17 protein-coding genes and 1 pseudogene are annotated in these 13,805 nt (G+C 62.9%); 8 read left to right on the top strand and 10 right to left on the bottom strand.

The window, feature by feature from the left end; all coding sequences use genetic code 11:
- Window positions 1-196: 196 nt before the first annotated feature.
- The 4 genes and pseudogenes from PIB19_RS06105 (at window position 197) to gatB (ending at window position 5,379) form a co-directional block, all read left to right on the top strand.
- Complete coding sequence (locus PIB19_RS06105; RefSeq protein WP_271240088.1) at window positions 197-1,981, top strand: DUF4153 domain-containing protein; 1,785 nt, start codon at window positions 197-199, stop codon at window positions 1,979-1,981.
- 42 nt (window positions 1,982-2,023) lie between these two features.
- The gene (gatC, locus tag PIB19_RS06100; protein WP_056614001.1) at window positions 2,024-2,311 is read left to right on the top strand and encodes an Asp-tRNA(Asn)/Glu-tRNA(Gln) amidotransferase subunit GatC; all 288 of its coding nucleotides are present in this window, start codon (window positions 2,024-2,026) and stop codon (window positions 2,309-2,311) included.
- Window positions 2,308-3,791 (top strand): annotated as a pseudogene (gene gatA / locus PIB19_RS06095) (Asp-tRNA(Asn)/Glu-tRNA(Gln) amidotransferase subunit GatA). Before gatC ends, gatA begins: the two are co-directional and overlap by 4 nt.
- Before the next feature lie 88 nt (window positions 3,792-3,879).
- The gene (gatB, locus tag PIB19_RS06090) at window positions 3,880-5,379 is read left to right on the top strand and encodes an Asp-tRNA(Asn)/Glu-tRNA(Gln) amidotransferase subunit GatB (RefSeq protein WP_271240087.1); all 1,500 of its coding nucleotides are present in this window, start codon (window positions 3,880-3,882) and stop codon (window positions 5,377-5,379) included.
- Here the strand turns inward: gatB and PIB19_RS06085 are convergent.
- Both PIB19_RS06085 and PIB19_RS06080 read right to left on the bottom strand, forming a co-directional pair.
- A complete protein-coding gene (locus tag PIB19_RS06085) occupies window positions 5,357-5,782 on the bottom strand; it encodes a hypothetical protein (protein WP_271240086.1) in 426 nt (141 codons plus the stop codon). The genes gatB and PIB19_RS06085 overlap by 23 nt on opposite strands.
- Window positions 5,776-6,672 (bottom strand): acyl-CoA desaturase, encoded by an 897-nt coding sequence (locus PIB19_RS06080; RefSeq protein ID WP_271240085.1) that lies wholly within the window; start codon window positions 6,670-6,672, stop codon window positions 5,776-5,778. The genes PIB19_RS06085 and PIB19_RS06080 overlap by 7 nt, the downstream gene beginning before the upstream one ends.
- An 85-nt stretch (window positions 6,673-6,757) precedes the next feature.
- Between PIB19_RS06080 and PIB19_RS06075 the strand changes: the two genes are divergently transcribed.
- Together PIB19_RS06075 and PIB19_RS06070 are read left to right on the top strand one after the other, a co-directional pair.
- A complete protein-coding gene (locus tag PIB19_RS06075) occupies window positions 6,758-7,093 on the top strand; it encodes a metalloregulator ArsR/SmtB family transcription factor (RefSeq protein WP_271240084.1) in 336 nt (111 codons plus the stop codon).
- A gap of 1 nt (window position 7,094) precedes the next feature.
- Window positions 7,095-7,712 (top strand): peptidylprolyl isomerase, encoded by a 618-nt coding sequence (locus PIB19_RS06070; RefSeq protein WP_271240083.1) that lies wholly within the window; start codon window positions 7,095-7,097, stop codon window positions 7,710-7,712.
- On the opposite strand, the gene PIB19_RS23510 is transcribed toward PIB19_RS06070, so the two are convergent.
- The 3 genes from PIB19_RS23510 to PIB19_RS06060 form a co-directional block, all read right to left on the bottom strand.
- Window positions 7,648-8,001, bottom strand: coding sequence for a DUF6894 family protein (locus PIB19_RS23510; protein ID WP_443018708.1), 354 nt, complete (start codon window positions 7,999-8,001; stop codon window positions 7,648-7,650). The genes PIB19_RS06070 and PIB19_RS23510 overlap by 65 nt on opposite strands.
- Window positions 8,002-8,034: 33 nt before the next feature.
- The gene (locus PIB19_RS06065) at window positions 8,035-8,220 is read right to left on the bottom strand and encodes a hypothetical protein (RefSeq protein ID WP_271240082.1); all 186 of its coding nucleotides are present in this window, start codon (window positions 8,218-8,220) and stop codon (window positions 8,035-8,037) included.
- A gap of 359 nt (window positions 8,221-8,579) precedes the next feature.
- A complete protein-coding gene (locus PIB19_RS06060; RefSeq protein WP_271240081.1) occupies window positions 8,580-9,410 on the bottom strand; it encodes a hypothetical protein in 831 nt (276 codons plus the stop codon).
- Between the two features lie 156 nt (window positions 9,411-9,566).
- Between PIB19_RS06060 and PIB19_RS06055 the strand changes: the two genes are divergently transcribed.
- Both PIB19_RS06055 and PIB19_RS06050 read left to right on the top strand, forming a co-directional pair.
- Window positions 9,567-9,851 (top strand): type II toxin-antitoxin system TacA family antitoxin, encoded by a 285-nt coding sequence (locus tag PIB19_RS06055; RefSeq protein WP_271240080.1) that lies wholly within the window; start codon window positions 9,567-9,569, stop codon window positions 9,849-9,851.
- A gap of 110 nt (window positions 9,852-9,961) precedes the next feature.
- On the top strand, window positions 9,962-10,357 hold the full coding sequence (locus PIB19_RS06050; RefSeq protein ID WP_271240079.1) for a GNAT family N-acetyltransferase: 396 nt from the start codon (window positions 9,962-9,964) through the stop codon (window positions 10,355-10,357).
- Between the two features lie 84 nt (window positions 10,358-10,441).
- On the opposite strand, the gene PIB19_RS06045 is transcribed toward PIB19_RS06050, so the two are convergent.
- The 5 genes from PIB19_RS06045 to PIB19_RS06025 form a co-directional block, all read right to left on the bottom strand.
- The gene (locus PIB19_RS06045; RefSeq protein ID WP_271240078.1) at window positions 10,442-10,741 is read right to left on the bottom strand and encodes a hypothetical protein; all 300 of its coding nucleotides are present in this window, start codon (window positions 10,739-10,741) and stop codon (window positions 10,442-10,444) included.
- 2 nt (window positions 10,742-10,743) lie between these two features.
- Complete coding sequence (locus PIB19_RS06040) at window positions 10,744-11,277, bottom strand: antirestriction protein ArdA (RefSeq protein ID WP_271240077.1); 534 nt, start codon at window positions 11,275-11,277, stop codon at window positions 10,744-10,746.
- A gap of 371 nt (window positions 11,278-11,648) precedes the next feature.
- Window positions 11,649-11,831 carry a hypothetical protein gene (locus tag PIB19_RS06035; RefSeq protein ID WP_271240076.1) on the bottom strand — a complete coding sequence of 61 codons (183 nt, stop codon included), beginning with the start codon at window positions 11,829-11,831 and terminating at the stop codon, window positions 11,649-11,651.
- A gap of 100 nt (window positions 11,832-11,931) precedes the next feature.
- Window positions 11,932-12,549 (bottom strand): tetratricopeptide repeat protein, encoded by a 618-nt coding sequence (locus PIB19_RS06030; protein WP_271240075.1) that lies wholly within the window; start codon window positions 12,547-12,549, stop codon window positions 11,932-11,934.
- 13 nt (window positions 12,550-12,562) lie between these two features.
- Window positions 12,563-13,744 carry an RHS repeat-associated core domain-containing protein gene (locus PIB19_RS06025; protein WP_271240925.1) on the bottom strand — a complete coding sequence of 394 codons (1,182 nt, stop codon included), beginning with the start codon at window positions 13,742-13,744 and terminating at the stop codon, window positions 12,563-12,565.
- Window positions 13,745-13,805 lie beyond the last annotated feature (61 nt).

Here is a 13,805-nt window from a genome sequence, read left to right as displayed (position 1 = left end):
CGACGCGTTGCAATCGCGTTCCCGTGGCGCACGCTTGTGCCGGATGCAACTGCGTTGACGTAACCATCGGGGCAGGGGATGTTCCGGCGGCGAAACGGGGACAGATTGGCGCTGCTCAGGAAAAGCTCAGCCTTTGATCATGCCGCGGCGGGCGGCTTGCGCCAGATCACGCGCTTCAACAAATCGGAGATCGGCAATGCAGGGGGATGAAGCCATCGCAGGCGAGGGGCCGGTACCGGAGAACGGCTGGGCGGCGCGGCCGTTGATCCTGGCGGGATTGGGGCTCGTCGCCGGATTCGTGGTGCATTGCATTCTCGGCCCCGGCTTTCACAACAACCTGACGACGCTGCAGGCCAGCTCGGTGACCGGCGTGGTATTCGTCGCGGGGCTGGCCGGATTCACGCTCGAGCGGCGGCTTTGGTGGTGGTCGCTGCTGTTCGCGGCGGCGCTCGCGTTGGTCGGCGCGCTGGTGGTGGCGTGGAACGGCACGCCCGAGGACTGGAGCGTCGGCGAAGGCTGGCGGATGGTGAGCCTGTTACTCGCAGTGGCGGTCGCGGCACCCCTGTTCCAGGCGGCGCGTGATGAAGGCGCCCGGCGCTTCCCGTACGAATCGGTGCACGACCATGCCTGGACCAACGTCGTTTTGTGGTTCGCATGCTGGGTGTTCGTCGGAATCGTCTTCGCGCTGGCGTGGCTGCTGGCGCTGCTGTTCGATCTGATCAAGATCGATTTCCTCAAGGAACTGCTCGAAAAGGACTGGTTCTGGCGTTCGCTGATCGGGCTCGCCTTCGGGGCGGCGCTGGGCCTGCTGCGCGAGCATGACGGCGTGGTGCGGCTGCTCCAGCGCGTGGTGGCGATGGTGCTCGCGGTGCTGGCGCCGGTGCTCGCGGTGGGGCTGGTGCTGTTCGTGCTGGCTTTGCCCTTCACCGGACTGAACGCATTGTGGGAGGCGACCAAGTCGACCACGCCGATCCTGCTGTTCTGCGTCGCCGGCGCATTGGTCCTCGCCAACGCAGTGATCGGCAATGCGCCCGATCAGGAGCGGCGCTTCCCGCTGCTGCGCTATGGCGCGATGGGGCTGGCGGCGGTGATGTTGCCGCTGGCGGTGCTCGCCACGATCGCGATTTCGCTGCGCACCGGGCAATATGGCTTCACTCCCCAGCGGCTCTGGGCAATCGTGTTCGTCGCGCTCGCCTGCCTGTGGGGCGGGGCCTATCTTTATGCCTTGATACGCGGACGGTTGGACTGGGCTGCGCGGATACGGCCGCTCAACCTGGTGCTGGCCTTCGTGGTGTGCGGCGTGGCTTTGGTGCTTGCGACGCCGCTGGTGAGCTTCAATGCGATCTCGACGCGCGACCAGCTCGCGCGGCTCGAATCGGGCAGGACGCCGTCGGCGAAGTTTGACTGGGCTGCGCTCGCCTTCGATTTCGGCAAGCCCGGAAGGGCTGCACTTCAACGGCTGGCCGCGTCGGGCAACCCGCTTTTCCGCGCGAGAGCGATCGAAGTGGCCAAGGCACCCAATCGCTGGGTGGTCGAGCACGGCGACACGCGCATCCGGCTTCGCGAGGAGCTGACAAAGAGGTTGCGGATACTGCCCAAGGGGGCGCAACTTCCGCCCGAACTGCGCGATCAGATCAGTGCCAGCGCGGCATGTACCGGTGGTTTCACCTGCACCCTGGTCTTCATCGGGACCGAGGCACTGCTTTTCAAAGATGTCTGCTTCAAGCCCTCGTCGACGCGCCCGGTTGCCCGGCATGAGGATATCCGTGCTTTCGGAGTGATCGATTATTGCCGCGTCGAGGCCAGGTATGCGTTGGCGAACGGCAAATGGGGACCTGCCACCTGGCCGCAGACGGCAAACTCCCAGCTTGAAAAAGCGGCGCGTGCGAAGGGCTATGCCGCGGGCGGTATCGAAATACGCCCGGTCCAGCGACGACAGGCGTTCGTCGGAGGCGTGCCGGTTGGCGAAGCATTCGAATAGCAGCGCTTGAAGGCCGGGGGCGCGGCTGTTAGTCGCGCCCTCATGTCCGTAGACACAGCAACCGTGAAGAAGGTGGCCAGCCTCGCCCGGATCGCGATCAGCGATGCCGATGCCGAGCGCCTTGCGCCAGAGCTCAACAACATCCTCGGCTGGATCGAGCAATTGGGCGAGGTCGACACGTCCTCGGTCGAGCCGATGACCGCCGTGATCCCCAACACGCTCCGGCTTCGGGAAGACGTGGTGACCGAGGGCCAGCAGCGCGACGCCGTCCTCCAGAACGCGCCGCAGGGCGAGCACGGCTTCTTCACCGTGCCGAAGGTGGTCGAATGACCGACATCACCGATCTCGGCATCGCGCAGCTGCGCGACGGCGTCCGCATGGGCAGTTTCTCGGCGCGCGAAGTCGCCGACGCGTTCGTCGTCAAGGTGAGCAAGGCGAAGGCGCTCAACGCGTTCATCGTCGAGACCCCCGACCATGCCATCGCCGCCGCCAAGGAAGCCGATGCCGCGCGCGCGGCGGGCGAGACGCTCAAGCCGCTGGCCGGCGTGCCGATCGGCATGAAGGACCTGTTCGCGACGAAGGGCGTGCAGACCACGGCGGCGAGCCACATCCTCGAAGGCTTCAAGCCGGTCTATGAATCGACCGTGTCGCAGCGGCTGTGGGACGCGGGCGCGGGCATGCTCGGCAAGCTCAACATGGACCAGTTCGCGATGGGCTCGTCCAACGAGACCTCGTACTTCGGCAACGTGATCTCGCCGTGGCGGCGCGGCGGCGGCGACAATGCCTCGCTGGCGCCCGGCGGCTCCTCGGGCGGGTCGTCCGCGGCGATCGCGGCGCGGGTCGTGCCGGGCGCTACCGGCACCGATACCGGCGGCTCGATCCGCCAGCCGGCGGCGTTCACCGGCATTTCGGGCATCAAGCCGACCTATGGCCGCTGCTCGCGCTGGGGCGTGGTCGCCTTCGCCTCGTCGCTCGACCAGGCCGGGCCGATGGCGCGCTCGGTGCAGGATTGCGCGATCCTGCTCGAGAGCATGGCCGGGTTCGATCCCAAGGATTCGACGTCGCTCGAGCTGGCGGTGCCGAAATGGGAGGCGAATCTCTCCGGAAGCCTGCGCGGCAAGAAGATCGGCATTCCCAAGGAATATCGCGTCGACGGCATGCCGGCCGAGATCGAGGCGCTCTGGCAGCAGGGCATCGACTGGTTGAAGGACGCCGGCGCCGAAGTCGTCGAGGTATCGCTCCCGCACACGAAGTACGCGCTGCCCGCTTATTACATCATCGCGCCGGCCGAGGCCTCGTCGAACCTCGCGCGCTATGACGGCGTGCGCTACGGCCTGCGCGAGCTGGCCGAGGGCAGAACCTCCAGGACATGTACGCCGCGACGCGCGCCGCCGGCTTCGGCGACGAGGTCAAGCGCCGCATCCTGATCGGCACGTACGTGCTTTCGGCGGGCTTCTACGACGCTTATTACACGCAGGCGCAGAAGGTGCGGACGCTGATCGCGCGCGACTTCGAGAATGCGTGGACGTACTGCGACTTGCTGCTGACCCCGACCGCGCCGAGCGCTGCGTTCGCGCTGGGCGAGAAATCGGCCGATCCACTGGCGATGTACCTCAACGACGTCTTCACCGTGCCGAGCTCGCTCGCAGGGTTGCCGGCGATGTCGGTGCCGGGCGGGCTCGACAAAAGCGGGCTGCCGCTGGGCCTCCAGATCATCGGCAAGCCGCTCGACGAGCAAGGCGTGCTCGACGCAGGGCTGGCGATCGAGCAGCGCGCCGGGTTCACGGCGCGGCCGGAGAGCTGGTGGTGACACATCCGTTCGCCCTGAGCTTGTCGAAGGGCGTACTTGCGATCGAGGGCTGGGCTTCGACAGGCTCAGCCCGAACGGAAGAAGTAAGATGAGCGAATTTCGTATTCAGGGCGACACCGGCGAGTGGGAGGTCGTGATCGGCCTCGAGGTCCATGCGCAGGTGACCTCCAACGCCAAGCTCTTCTCGGGCGCGGCGACCGAGTTCGGCGCCGAGCCCAACAGCCAGGTGTCGCTGATCGACGCCGCCATGCCCGGCATGCTGCCGACGCCGAACAAGGAGTGCATCCGCCAGGCGGTGCGCACCGGCATGGCGCTGGGTGCGGTGATCAACAAATATTCGCGGTTCGACCGGAAGAACTATTTCTACGCCGATCTGCCGCAGGGCTATCAGATCAGCCAGCTCTACCACCCGATCGTCGGCGAGGGCCGGATCGAGATCAGCCTCGACGAGAAGGACCCCGAAGCCTTCACCAAGGAAATCGGGATCGAGCGCATCCATATCGAGCAGGATGCCGGCAAGCTGATGCACGACCAGCATCCGACGCGCTCCTATGTCGACCTCAATCGCGCGGGCGTCGCGCTGATGGAGATCGTCAGCCGTCCGGACATGCGTTCACCTGCCGAAGCAGGAGCTTACGTCAAGAAGCTGCGCTCGATCCTGAGATATGTCGGCTCGTGCGACGGCAACATGGAAGAAGGCTCGATGCGCGCCGACGTCAATGTCAGCGTGCGCAAGCCGGGCGGCGAGCTCGGCACGCGGACCGAGACCAAGAACGTCAATTCCGTCCGTTTCGTGATGGCGGCGATCGAATATGAGGCGCGGCGTCAGGTCGAGACGCTCGAGAGCGGCGGACGCATCGTTCAGGAAACCCGCCTGTTCGATCCCGATCGCGGCGAGACCCGCTCGATGCGCTCGAAGGAAGACGCGCACGACTATCGCTATTTCCCCGATCCGGACCTGCTGCCCTTGGTGCTCGACGATGCGTTCCTCGACGCATGCAAGGCGAGCCTGCCCGAGTTGCCCGACGCCAAGCGCCGCCGCTACGAGAGTGATCTCGGGCTGAGCGCGTATAACGCGGCGGTGCTGACCGCCGATGCCGAGACCGCGCGCTGGTTCGAGGCGCTGCTGGCCGAATCGGCGCGGGTCCAGGCCAAGGGCGAGCAGGAAGTCGCGCGCCCCGCGGCCAACTGGCTGATCTCGGATCTCTATGGCGCGCTAAACCGCCTCGGCAAGGAACTGGACGAAAGCCCGGTCAGCCCCGTCCAGGGCGCCGAGTTGCTCGCGTTGGTTGCCGACGGCACGATCTCGGGCCCGCTCGCCAAGCAGGTGTTCGAGATCATGCTCGAAACCGGCGACAGCGCGCCGAAGATCGTCGAGGATCGCGGGCTCAAGCAGACCAGTGACACCGGCGCGATCGAAGCGGTGATCGCCGAGGTGCTGGCGAAGAATCCGGGCCAGCTCGAGCAGTATCGCGGCGGCAAGGAGGCCCTGTTCGGCTTCTTCGTCGGCCAGACGATGAAGGCGATGGGCGGCAAGGCCAATCCCGCAGTGGTCAACGAGCTGCTCAAGAAGGCACTGGCGGGCTGACCGGCTCGTCCGGCGCATTCGTCTCGCGGCGCACGTTGCGCCAGAACACGAAGCCGCCGACCATTCCGGCGGCGCCGAACAATAGCGTATCGACCGGGAACGGCGCCATGGTCGGTAGCTCGCCACAGCCGAAGAACAGGACCGCTTCGCCGGCCACCAACCCGGCTATGGTGGCGGTCCACCCATTCGCCAGCCGCATCTGGACCGCCAACCAGTAAAGCAGAAGCCCGGGCACCAGTGCGACGGTCGCGATCAGCGCCAAAGCGGGCAGGAAGGCGATCAGGCCCCAAAGACCCATCGTCGCGATGAACCAGCAAGTGAACAATGCGGCCGCGGCCCAGCTCCCGCAGAACAGCGCCGCGGTCTGCGTGCCGCATCCCGCATGCCGTTGTTCGGTCAGCATGGCTGTAGCTCGCTGCGGCGGGGCAGCGTCGCGGGCGTCCGTACGTTCCATGCCAGCCCCACGTGCTCCAGCAGCCGGATGAACACGAACCCCAGATCGCTCTGTCCCGGGTAGAGACCGATGCGCGCCGAGCCGGGGAAGGCGTGGTGGTTGTTGTGCCACGCCTCGCCCATCGTGACGAAGCCGGCCCAGGGAACGTCGTGCGCCTGCACGCCGGCGCCTTCGACCAGCCAATGCTGTGGGCCTTTTGTGTGCGCCAGATGCCCGACGAACCAATGCCCGTGCACCGAGATCGCGACGCGCGCGCAGACGCCCCAGACGACGAATCCCCAGCCGCCCGCCCAGAACAGCAATGCCGCGACCGGCAATTGCTGCACCATCCACGTCGCTTCGAGGAAGCGGTAGACACGGTCGCTGCCCGCGCGGCCGAGATCGAAGGCGGGCGGATGCGCGAGCTCCAGCCGGCAGTGCATCTGCCACCACGCGTCCTTGAGCATCGGGTGCCGGTGGCTGAGATAGGGATGGCAGCTGTGCTGGCGCTGGGCCCAGTCGCGCAGGTCATGGGTGCGGATGATGCCGTGCGGGCCGCTCATCCCGACGATCGTACCGAACCAGACGAGGACCCGCTCAAGCCAGAGCGGGCATTCGAAGCTGCGATGGATCAGGCGCCGATGGAAGCCGACCGAATGGCCGAGCAGGAGCGTCGCCCCCGTGGTCAGGACGAACACGATGAGCGCGCCGGGCGAAAAGGTGAGGGGTCCGAGCAGGATCGCGCCGCCCGCCATGCCGCCATTCCAGATCGACAGCATCGGGCTCCAGCGCACCTGCCCCTCCACCGGATCGGCTCCGGGCGTCTCGATGAGGCTGTTTACCGCGTGAGGATCATGCATGTCGCGACTCGCAGGTAATTAAGGAATTACCTAATTACTAGATTCGGACTGGAAAGCAATGAAGCAATCACTTAAATTACCGGGTATGCAACGCGTCTTCGAAGCCCTGTCCTCTACCGTCCGACGGAAGATTCTCGCTTATCTGAGCCATGCCGAGCTGACTGCCGGCGAGATCGCGGCGCGGTTCGAGATCTCCAAACCGGCGGTATCGCAGCATCTCTCGGTGCTCGAAAATGCCGGGCTGGTGGCCAGCGAGAAGCGCGGGCAATATGTGCATTACCGGCTGGTCGAGGCCAATCTCGCCAATGCGCTGAACGGCTATCTGCAGGAGGTCTGTCCGGTGTCGAAGCCGCTCAAGGCCGAAAGCGCCAAACTGGCCAGGGCGAAGGATGCGGTGAAGGATGAGGCAGGGGAGGCGTGAGATGATCCGGGGACTGGTTTTCGCGCTGCTGGCCGGCATGCTGGCGCTTCCTGCCGCCGCTCAGACCGCCGCGCCGGCGCCCGCGACCAATCCGCGCGTGGTGCTGGAGACGAGCGCGGGCCGCGTCGTCGTCGAAGTCTATGCCGACAAGGCGCCGATCACTGCGCGCAATTTCCTGCGCTATGTCGATCAGAAGCGCCTCGACGGGATCGTCTTCTATCGCACCGTCAAGGTCGCGGACCATTTCGGGTTCGTCCAGCTCGGCGTGCAGAACGCGCCCGCGAAGATACTGCCGCCGATCAAGCACGAGCCGACCAGCGAGACCAGCATCAAGCATCTCGACGGCACGCTGTCGATGCCGCGGCTCGCGCCGGGCAGCGCGCGCGGCGAGTTCACGATCATGGTCGGCGATCAGCCTTCGTTCGATGCCGATCCGAGCAAGCCGGGCGACAATCTCGGCTATGCCGCCTTTGGGCGCGTGACCGAGGGGATGGACGTAATCCTCAAGATCTTCGACGCGCCGACTTCGCCCACCAAAACGCTGCAGGGCAGCTTCAAAGGCGAGGTTCCGGAGGCGCCGGTGAAGGTGCTGACGGTACGGCGGCTTCCTGCGGGCTGACCTTGGCCGCTTCGATCACGTGCCTTCTCGCCCCTGCGGCGAATCGTCCAGCCTGAGTTCGACTGCGTCGCGGAAGGGCAGCGTCGTGACGACGGACCCCTGTTGATCGGCAACATCGATCTCGCCCCCGCAAGTTGATCAGCCCGGCCGATTTGATTTCGTCGCTCAAGATCGAGCGTACGCCTTCCTTGGCCCGTTCGCGCGCGGCATCCAGATCGGGAAAGTCCTCGCCCTCGCGATCGGGGGTAAAGCCATGGCCGTCGATCAGGTTCAGATAGTAATGCGCCATCGACCCTGCCTCTCTCGACGGGTCAACGCGGCCTCAGGCCATCGGTTGCCCGGGGGCGATGTTCGGATCGCCGCCGGGCTGGGGCGCCGGAACATCGATATCGGGGGCAGGCGGGTTGTATTCGGGCGGCGGCGTGGTCGGCTGAGCCGGCTGCGGCGCGCCCGGATTTTCGGACGGCGCGGGCTCGGGCTGGGCGGGAATCGGCGGCTCGACGGGCATGAAGTATCTCCTTTTCCCGTGCTGAACGTCGGCGGGGCCAAGCAAGTTGCTTCGCGGCTTGCCCCGGGACCCATGACTGCTATAGAGCCCGCCGACCGGCGGTGCCCCTGCGGGCGTGGCGGAACTGGTAGACGCGCCAGATTTAGGTTCCCGTCAACCTGAAAAATTCACATTTAAAATCAAATTGATACGTCGGCAGTTTTTGTGTCTGTGTCCGAAACTGTGTCCGTGGCCACAATTTCTCGCCGCCAGCACGGCGGCGTGTTTCCTGCCTCACGATAGTTCATTGGTTGCCTCGGCATTGCGCCATGGCCGGTGCTTACCGACTGCGATGTGCTCTCGCCCGCGCTGTTATCTGCCTAGCAAATCCGCTCTATGGATCCGTCCTCATTGAGGACTTCGCAATGGTGGAGTTCACGGTAGCGCCAGCGTGGAATATCCAGCACTGACGGCAACGATTTGCATAGAGGATCAAGACGATCCGCTTGTGCGTGCGCCCATGTCACCCATGCGGCGCGCTCCTTGCGCTTTCCCCGACGTGCGGGTGTGGCTTCGACGGCTGTGATGTAGGCTCGGATGGATTGCGCCTGTTTCCAGTTCTCGGCTTCCAAGAGGAGTTGATCGACCGCCTTTTGTTCTGCTTCCACCTGCACCCGCAGCTCATCGCGGGTGCGGTGCAGCTCTGCCATGTGATGCTCGTACCTTTCCTGCTCGCGCTGCCATGCTTGTGACCGGGCCACCATTTTCCGGAGAGTAAGAAGGATGGAATTGAGCCTTTTCGTGAGTGGGCGGCTCATGCGATCATTCCATGTGCCCGACGCTTCCAGGGAGAGGTGAGGGGAGGGATGGCCTTGTTCGAGCAAACGAATGGGAATGGAGCTTCCGTCAATGAGCACCGCAATGGCACCGTCAGGTCCGGCGGATGCACAAGGGCGCAGTGCAAATCCGCGTAGCTCGCATGCTTTGACGAAGGCGTTCGCAATGCAGAGCGCGCGTTCTGCACGCTCCGGTGACACGTCGATATTAAACCACCGATCATCGGTTGGCGGAGTCGGTATCGAAGGATCGAAGGCAAAGCCTATTCGCTTGGCGGTTTGCCAAATGATGGGATGGGGTTCTGTCAGTCTGTTTTCGACGATGATCGGATGCGCTTTTTCAAAAGCCTCCCATTCGCGAATTTGGTCATCCATTGGTAACTCAGAAAATTGGCGTTTCGTGACCCGTACATTTCCGACAGAATCGTCGAGGCAAGATATTTCGCTCCGATGGCCGAAAGCCGTGACCACCTAGCGACACACCTATTCTGATTGACGACTACCACCTTGTATGCTAATGTCATACACGAAATGAGGTTCGTTATGGCTACTGCATCACCTGCTGTGTTGAGTGTCCGGGTCAGCCCGGCGGAACGCGTGCTGCTGGAAACGGCGGCGGATCACGCGCGCACCAACCTTAGCGATTTCATCCGGCGCAAGGCGCTGGAGGCAGCGGAACAGGATGTGCTGGACCACCGGCTGGTCACGATCCCTGCCGATGATTGGGGTAAGTTTGAAGGTTGGGTCAATGCTCCTGCCAAGGAAATCCCGGCGCTGCGCAAACTCTCTGCGACGCGCCCGGCATGGCAGGACTAACACCGCCGCGCCCACTCGCTGCCGACGACAACCGGGATAGCTTCGACTGCGGACGCGAATCGCTCAATCAATGGTTCCGTCGCCACGCATGGCGCAATCAGGAAGCAGGCGTGTCGCGCACCAATGTGGTGTGCGATCCTGTCACCGGCCATGTCGTCGGCTATGTCAGCCTGTCGGCGGCGCAGATCGAGCGCGCCTTTCTCGCCAAGGCGGATCAGCGTAACCGGCCTGATCCGATTCCGGCGCTGCTGCTCGGGCAGCTCGCTGTCGATCGCCAGCATCAAGGCCGGGGCTATGCGCGCTCGCTGATGTTCTTCGCGCTTACCACCGCGATGCGACTTTCCAAGGAGATCGGGTGTTTCTGCGTGCTGACCCATCCGCTGGATGACGATGTGCGGGCCTTCTACCGTGGTTTCGGATTTGAAGATTTGCCGTTCGATCCAGCTCGCAGCATGGCTGTGCGTATGATCGACCTTGCCGCCAGCGGCTTTGGCGATGCGCCCTAAGCGGGCAGCGAAGAACACAAATAAGTGATCATTCGCGCTGCAAACATTCACACATAAGTGCTGCTGCTGAAAGCCTCGCTTACCTCACGCGAACAAATCACCCTGCCTACTGGCCTCGACATAGGCGAGCCATGCGGGCTTGGCGGCTTCCTCATCCAGCCACGCCGTGACCTGAGCCATCACATCGCCGCCATGCGCTTCGATGGTGCCGGGCTGGTGGAAATGCGAACGGTAGCCGGTTTCGGTGATGGGCAGCGGCGCGCGCTCCGACGTGATGCTGCGGATTTCCAGATGGGCGATGACGCCCCATTTCCGGGGCGTGTAGGTCGCCTCGATCTCGATGCCTCGCCATGCAAAGCGATAGGTTTGGGATTGCTGTTCCATGGTCAGCACCCCGCGAACACATGCACCACGTCCCACGCGGCGGTAACGGTGAACAGGTCGCCGCTCATTTGCGCATCGCGCGCCATCGCCTGCCAATCGACGTAGTAGCGCAGCGCATGGGGAATGGCGGTGCTTTCCTCGGTTAGCTCCTGCACATAGTCGGCAAGGCTGTCGTGCGCGCCAAGGTAGCGGTCGGCCATCGCCTCGCGCGCCTCCTCGATGTCTCCGCTGAAATGGTCCAGCAGCGCCGAACCGATCTCACCATGCTCAGCGATAAAGCACGCCAAGTCGCTCACGCGCTCAAAGCCGGTATATTCCTCAATGCGGACTTCTCCGAAGCCCTCGTAATCATGAATGGCCCATTCCTCCGCGCCCGCGATGGGCGATGCGGTCAGCATGTCTTTCACGGCATCCCAGATGGTCCATGCCTCCTGCGCGGCGTCGATCCACGCGCCATGCAGATAACCGCTATTGTAGGCCGCGAGGCAGGCCACATAGATGCGGGGTTGAAGGTTCTCGGTGGTGGTTGCTCCCATGACTTAACTCCTGTGGATTTGGGTTTCAGGTGCGATCTGAAACCCTGCCCATGCGGCGAGCATCGGGGGCAAGCGGAGTAAGCGGCTTCGCGGGGAACCGGCTGCACGGAATGCAATGAAGGAAGCTGGGCGGAAGGCGCTTCGCAGCGCGCTGGGGGCAGCGCCCCAGCCTCCAGCGTTAGTGATCGTCACCAGATGGCGGAGACTACAGGCTCCGGGCGCACAGCGCCTAGAGCGCGGGCCGAAGGTAACGCCATTCAGTCAAATAGTGAAATGCTCAGCCTCGCCGTTCGCAGCATATATAAGTCCGCTCCAATAGCTCACGCGGCCATTCTCGACGAATCGCCTGGCTCGAAACATCGTATCCGCCTTCAGCATAGGTGGGCTGCTCTGATCGAGCGCCGGAACACGTCGCGCTGGCGGCAGGCTGCCGACACCAGTTCGATATATGCGGAATAATCCTCATCCTCGAAGAACACCGGCTGCCGCCGGTTGCCCCGCTGGGTCACGTGATGCGCAACCTCGGGAACCACGACGCGCGCCAGCCCTGCCATCTCCGCAGCCTATCAAATCGCGTGTGTCTTGCAATTAGGTATAGTGTGCTCGGAATTCCCGGAATCCAACTAGGTACGCGTACAAATTAAAGTGTATCTATTACCTACGAACGCGATCACTCTTTGGCTTATTGGTAATATAGTATATCATAGGAACTATAGCCTTTACCCTCAGCCAAATCCCACGGGCCCGAGCAAAAACGTTTTTTCGATGTTTGATAAGAATGTGAGACAGCAAAACTCCGGCATGTAGATTCCCAGAAGCTCGACCTTTTTCAAGATACAGAAGTGATTTTGCAAAATCGCGCGCCAAGTGTTTACCTTCATAGTATTCATAACCCACGGCGAACATGGCCGGAGAATATCCATCATCGACCAATGCATCAAAATGATACATTGATTCGTTTTGCTTTCCTGAAACCAATAGGTGCTTCGCTAGCCGATAGCGGCCTTCTATCGAGCCGCTATCCGCGGAACGCTTTAGCCAATCTTCGCCAGATCCAACGTTTTTAGTAACACCAAATTGACCCGTTAGATAGATGTGGCCCAAATGCATCATGCTCAATGGAGAGCCAGCCTCACTCAGTTCATGAAGCGTGCTTAGTCCTGCGGCAGGATCAACTTCCATTTGCTTGAGGCTATCCCAAAGCTCCGCCGCATAAGGATCCTCACTCCATTCACGTGTCAAATTTTCACCTAGAGGCGATTTGCTTGTCATAATTTATAGCTCTTTAGATCGGTTTCCAATGAGCGCTGTAAGTTGGCCGCCCCTCTGTCACGCTGGCGATTATAGGCCCGCATTTGCTAGATCTAACAGGGTTTATGGGAGAGCACGGGTCCAACATCCAATTTGGAATAATCAAAAGCGGCATGCCAGGCACGCGCGGCGGTAGCTTTGGCGTGGGCGTGGGTGTCGCCCCCGGGCTTGGCGTCGCCTCCGGTGCTGGCCGCTCCTGCTGTTTTGGCGCTGGCCGTTCAGTTGGTGCCTCTGGATTGTCCGTTGGAGAACCACCTGACTGGGTGTCACCGCACCATAGCATAAGAGCAATACAAATTTGCTTCCATCTTGGAACGCTACCGGGATCGTATGGTGCGGTCAGGGTTATTCCCACCGGATCTATGACATCAGCGCCGGTGTCTCCACCACCGGGGGTCGGGCCGCCGCTGTAACCCGCCCCTGCGCTCGATCCGCCAGTCCCACTAAACCCACCAAACGCCGGAGCATCCGCTCTAGCTTTGCCTTTTACGTTGAGTTCGCAATCGGCGTTTCCAACACCCTCGGCGCTGATTTCGCATTCAAGGCCCGTCGGGTCGACATGGTTGATTGGATCGCTCGCGACATAATTGTACAAGTTCATTCCATCGCCATATCCGATCGGGTCGGTCTGCATGAACCGGCCCAACGTCGGCGAGTAGATGCGGGCCTTGTAGTAATACATGCCGAGTTCGGGCAGCCATGCCTGGCCGGTATACTGGAAGCGGCCGATGTTGGTCGACGCCGGGATGCCGTATTCGTCGTAGCGGTTCACCGCGAGCGCGTTGCCCGAGCCGTCGCTTACCGCCACCACTGAGCCGCGCTCGTCGGCGTGCAGCCAGCGCCGGTCGCCCGTCCCCGATCCCTCGTACCAGACCAGCGGCTCGTCCGCGCCTGGTCCGTAGACGTAGCGACGAAGGATCGTATAACCGGTTGCGGGATAGGAATATTCCCCGATCATGTCCGGCCCGTCATGGCCGAACAGCGTCGTCGTCGCCGAGATATAGTCGAGCCGCTCGAGCGAGTCTGCGAAGAGCGAGGTCAGACCGGGTGCGTTCCAGAGCCGGTTGGTGACCGTGTACTGATAGGTTTGCCCGCCCGAACTCGTCAGGTTTCCGCGTCCGTCATAGCCGAGGCTGGCCGCGCCTGCGGAGGTCATCTGGTTCAAGCCGTTGACGGCATATGGCCGATCCACGTTGTAGTGACCGCCCCAGGCATAT

The sequence above is a fragment of the Sphingomonas sp. 7/4-4 genome, from assembly GCF_027941955.1.
Lineage (GTDB): Bacteria > Pseudomonadota > Alphaproteobacteria > Sphingomonadales > Sphingomonadaceae > Sphingomonas.
This window is presented reverse-complemented; position numbering and strand designations above follow the sequence as displayed.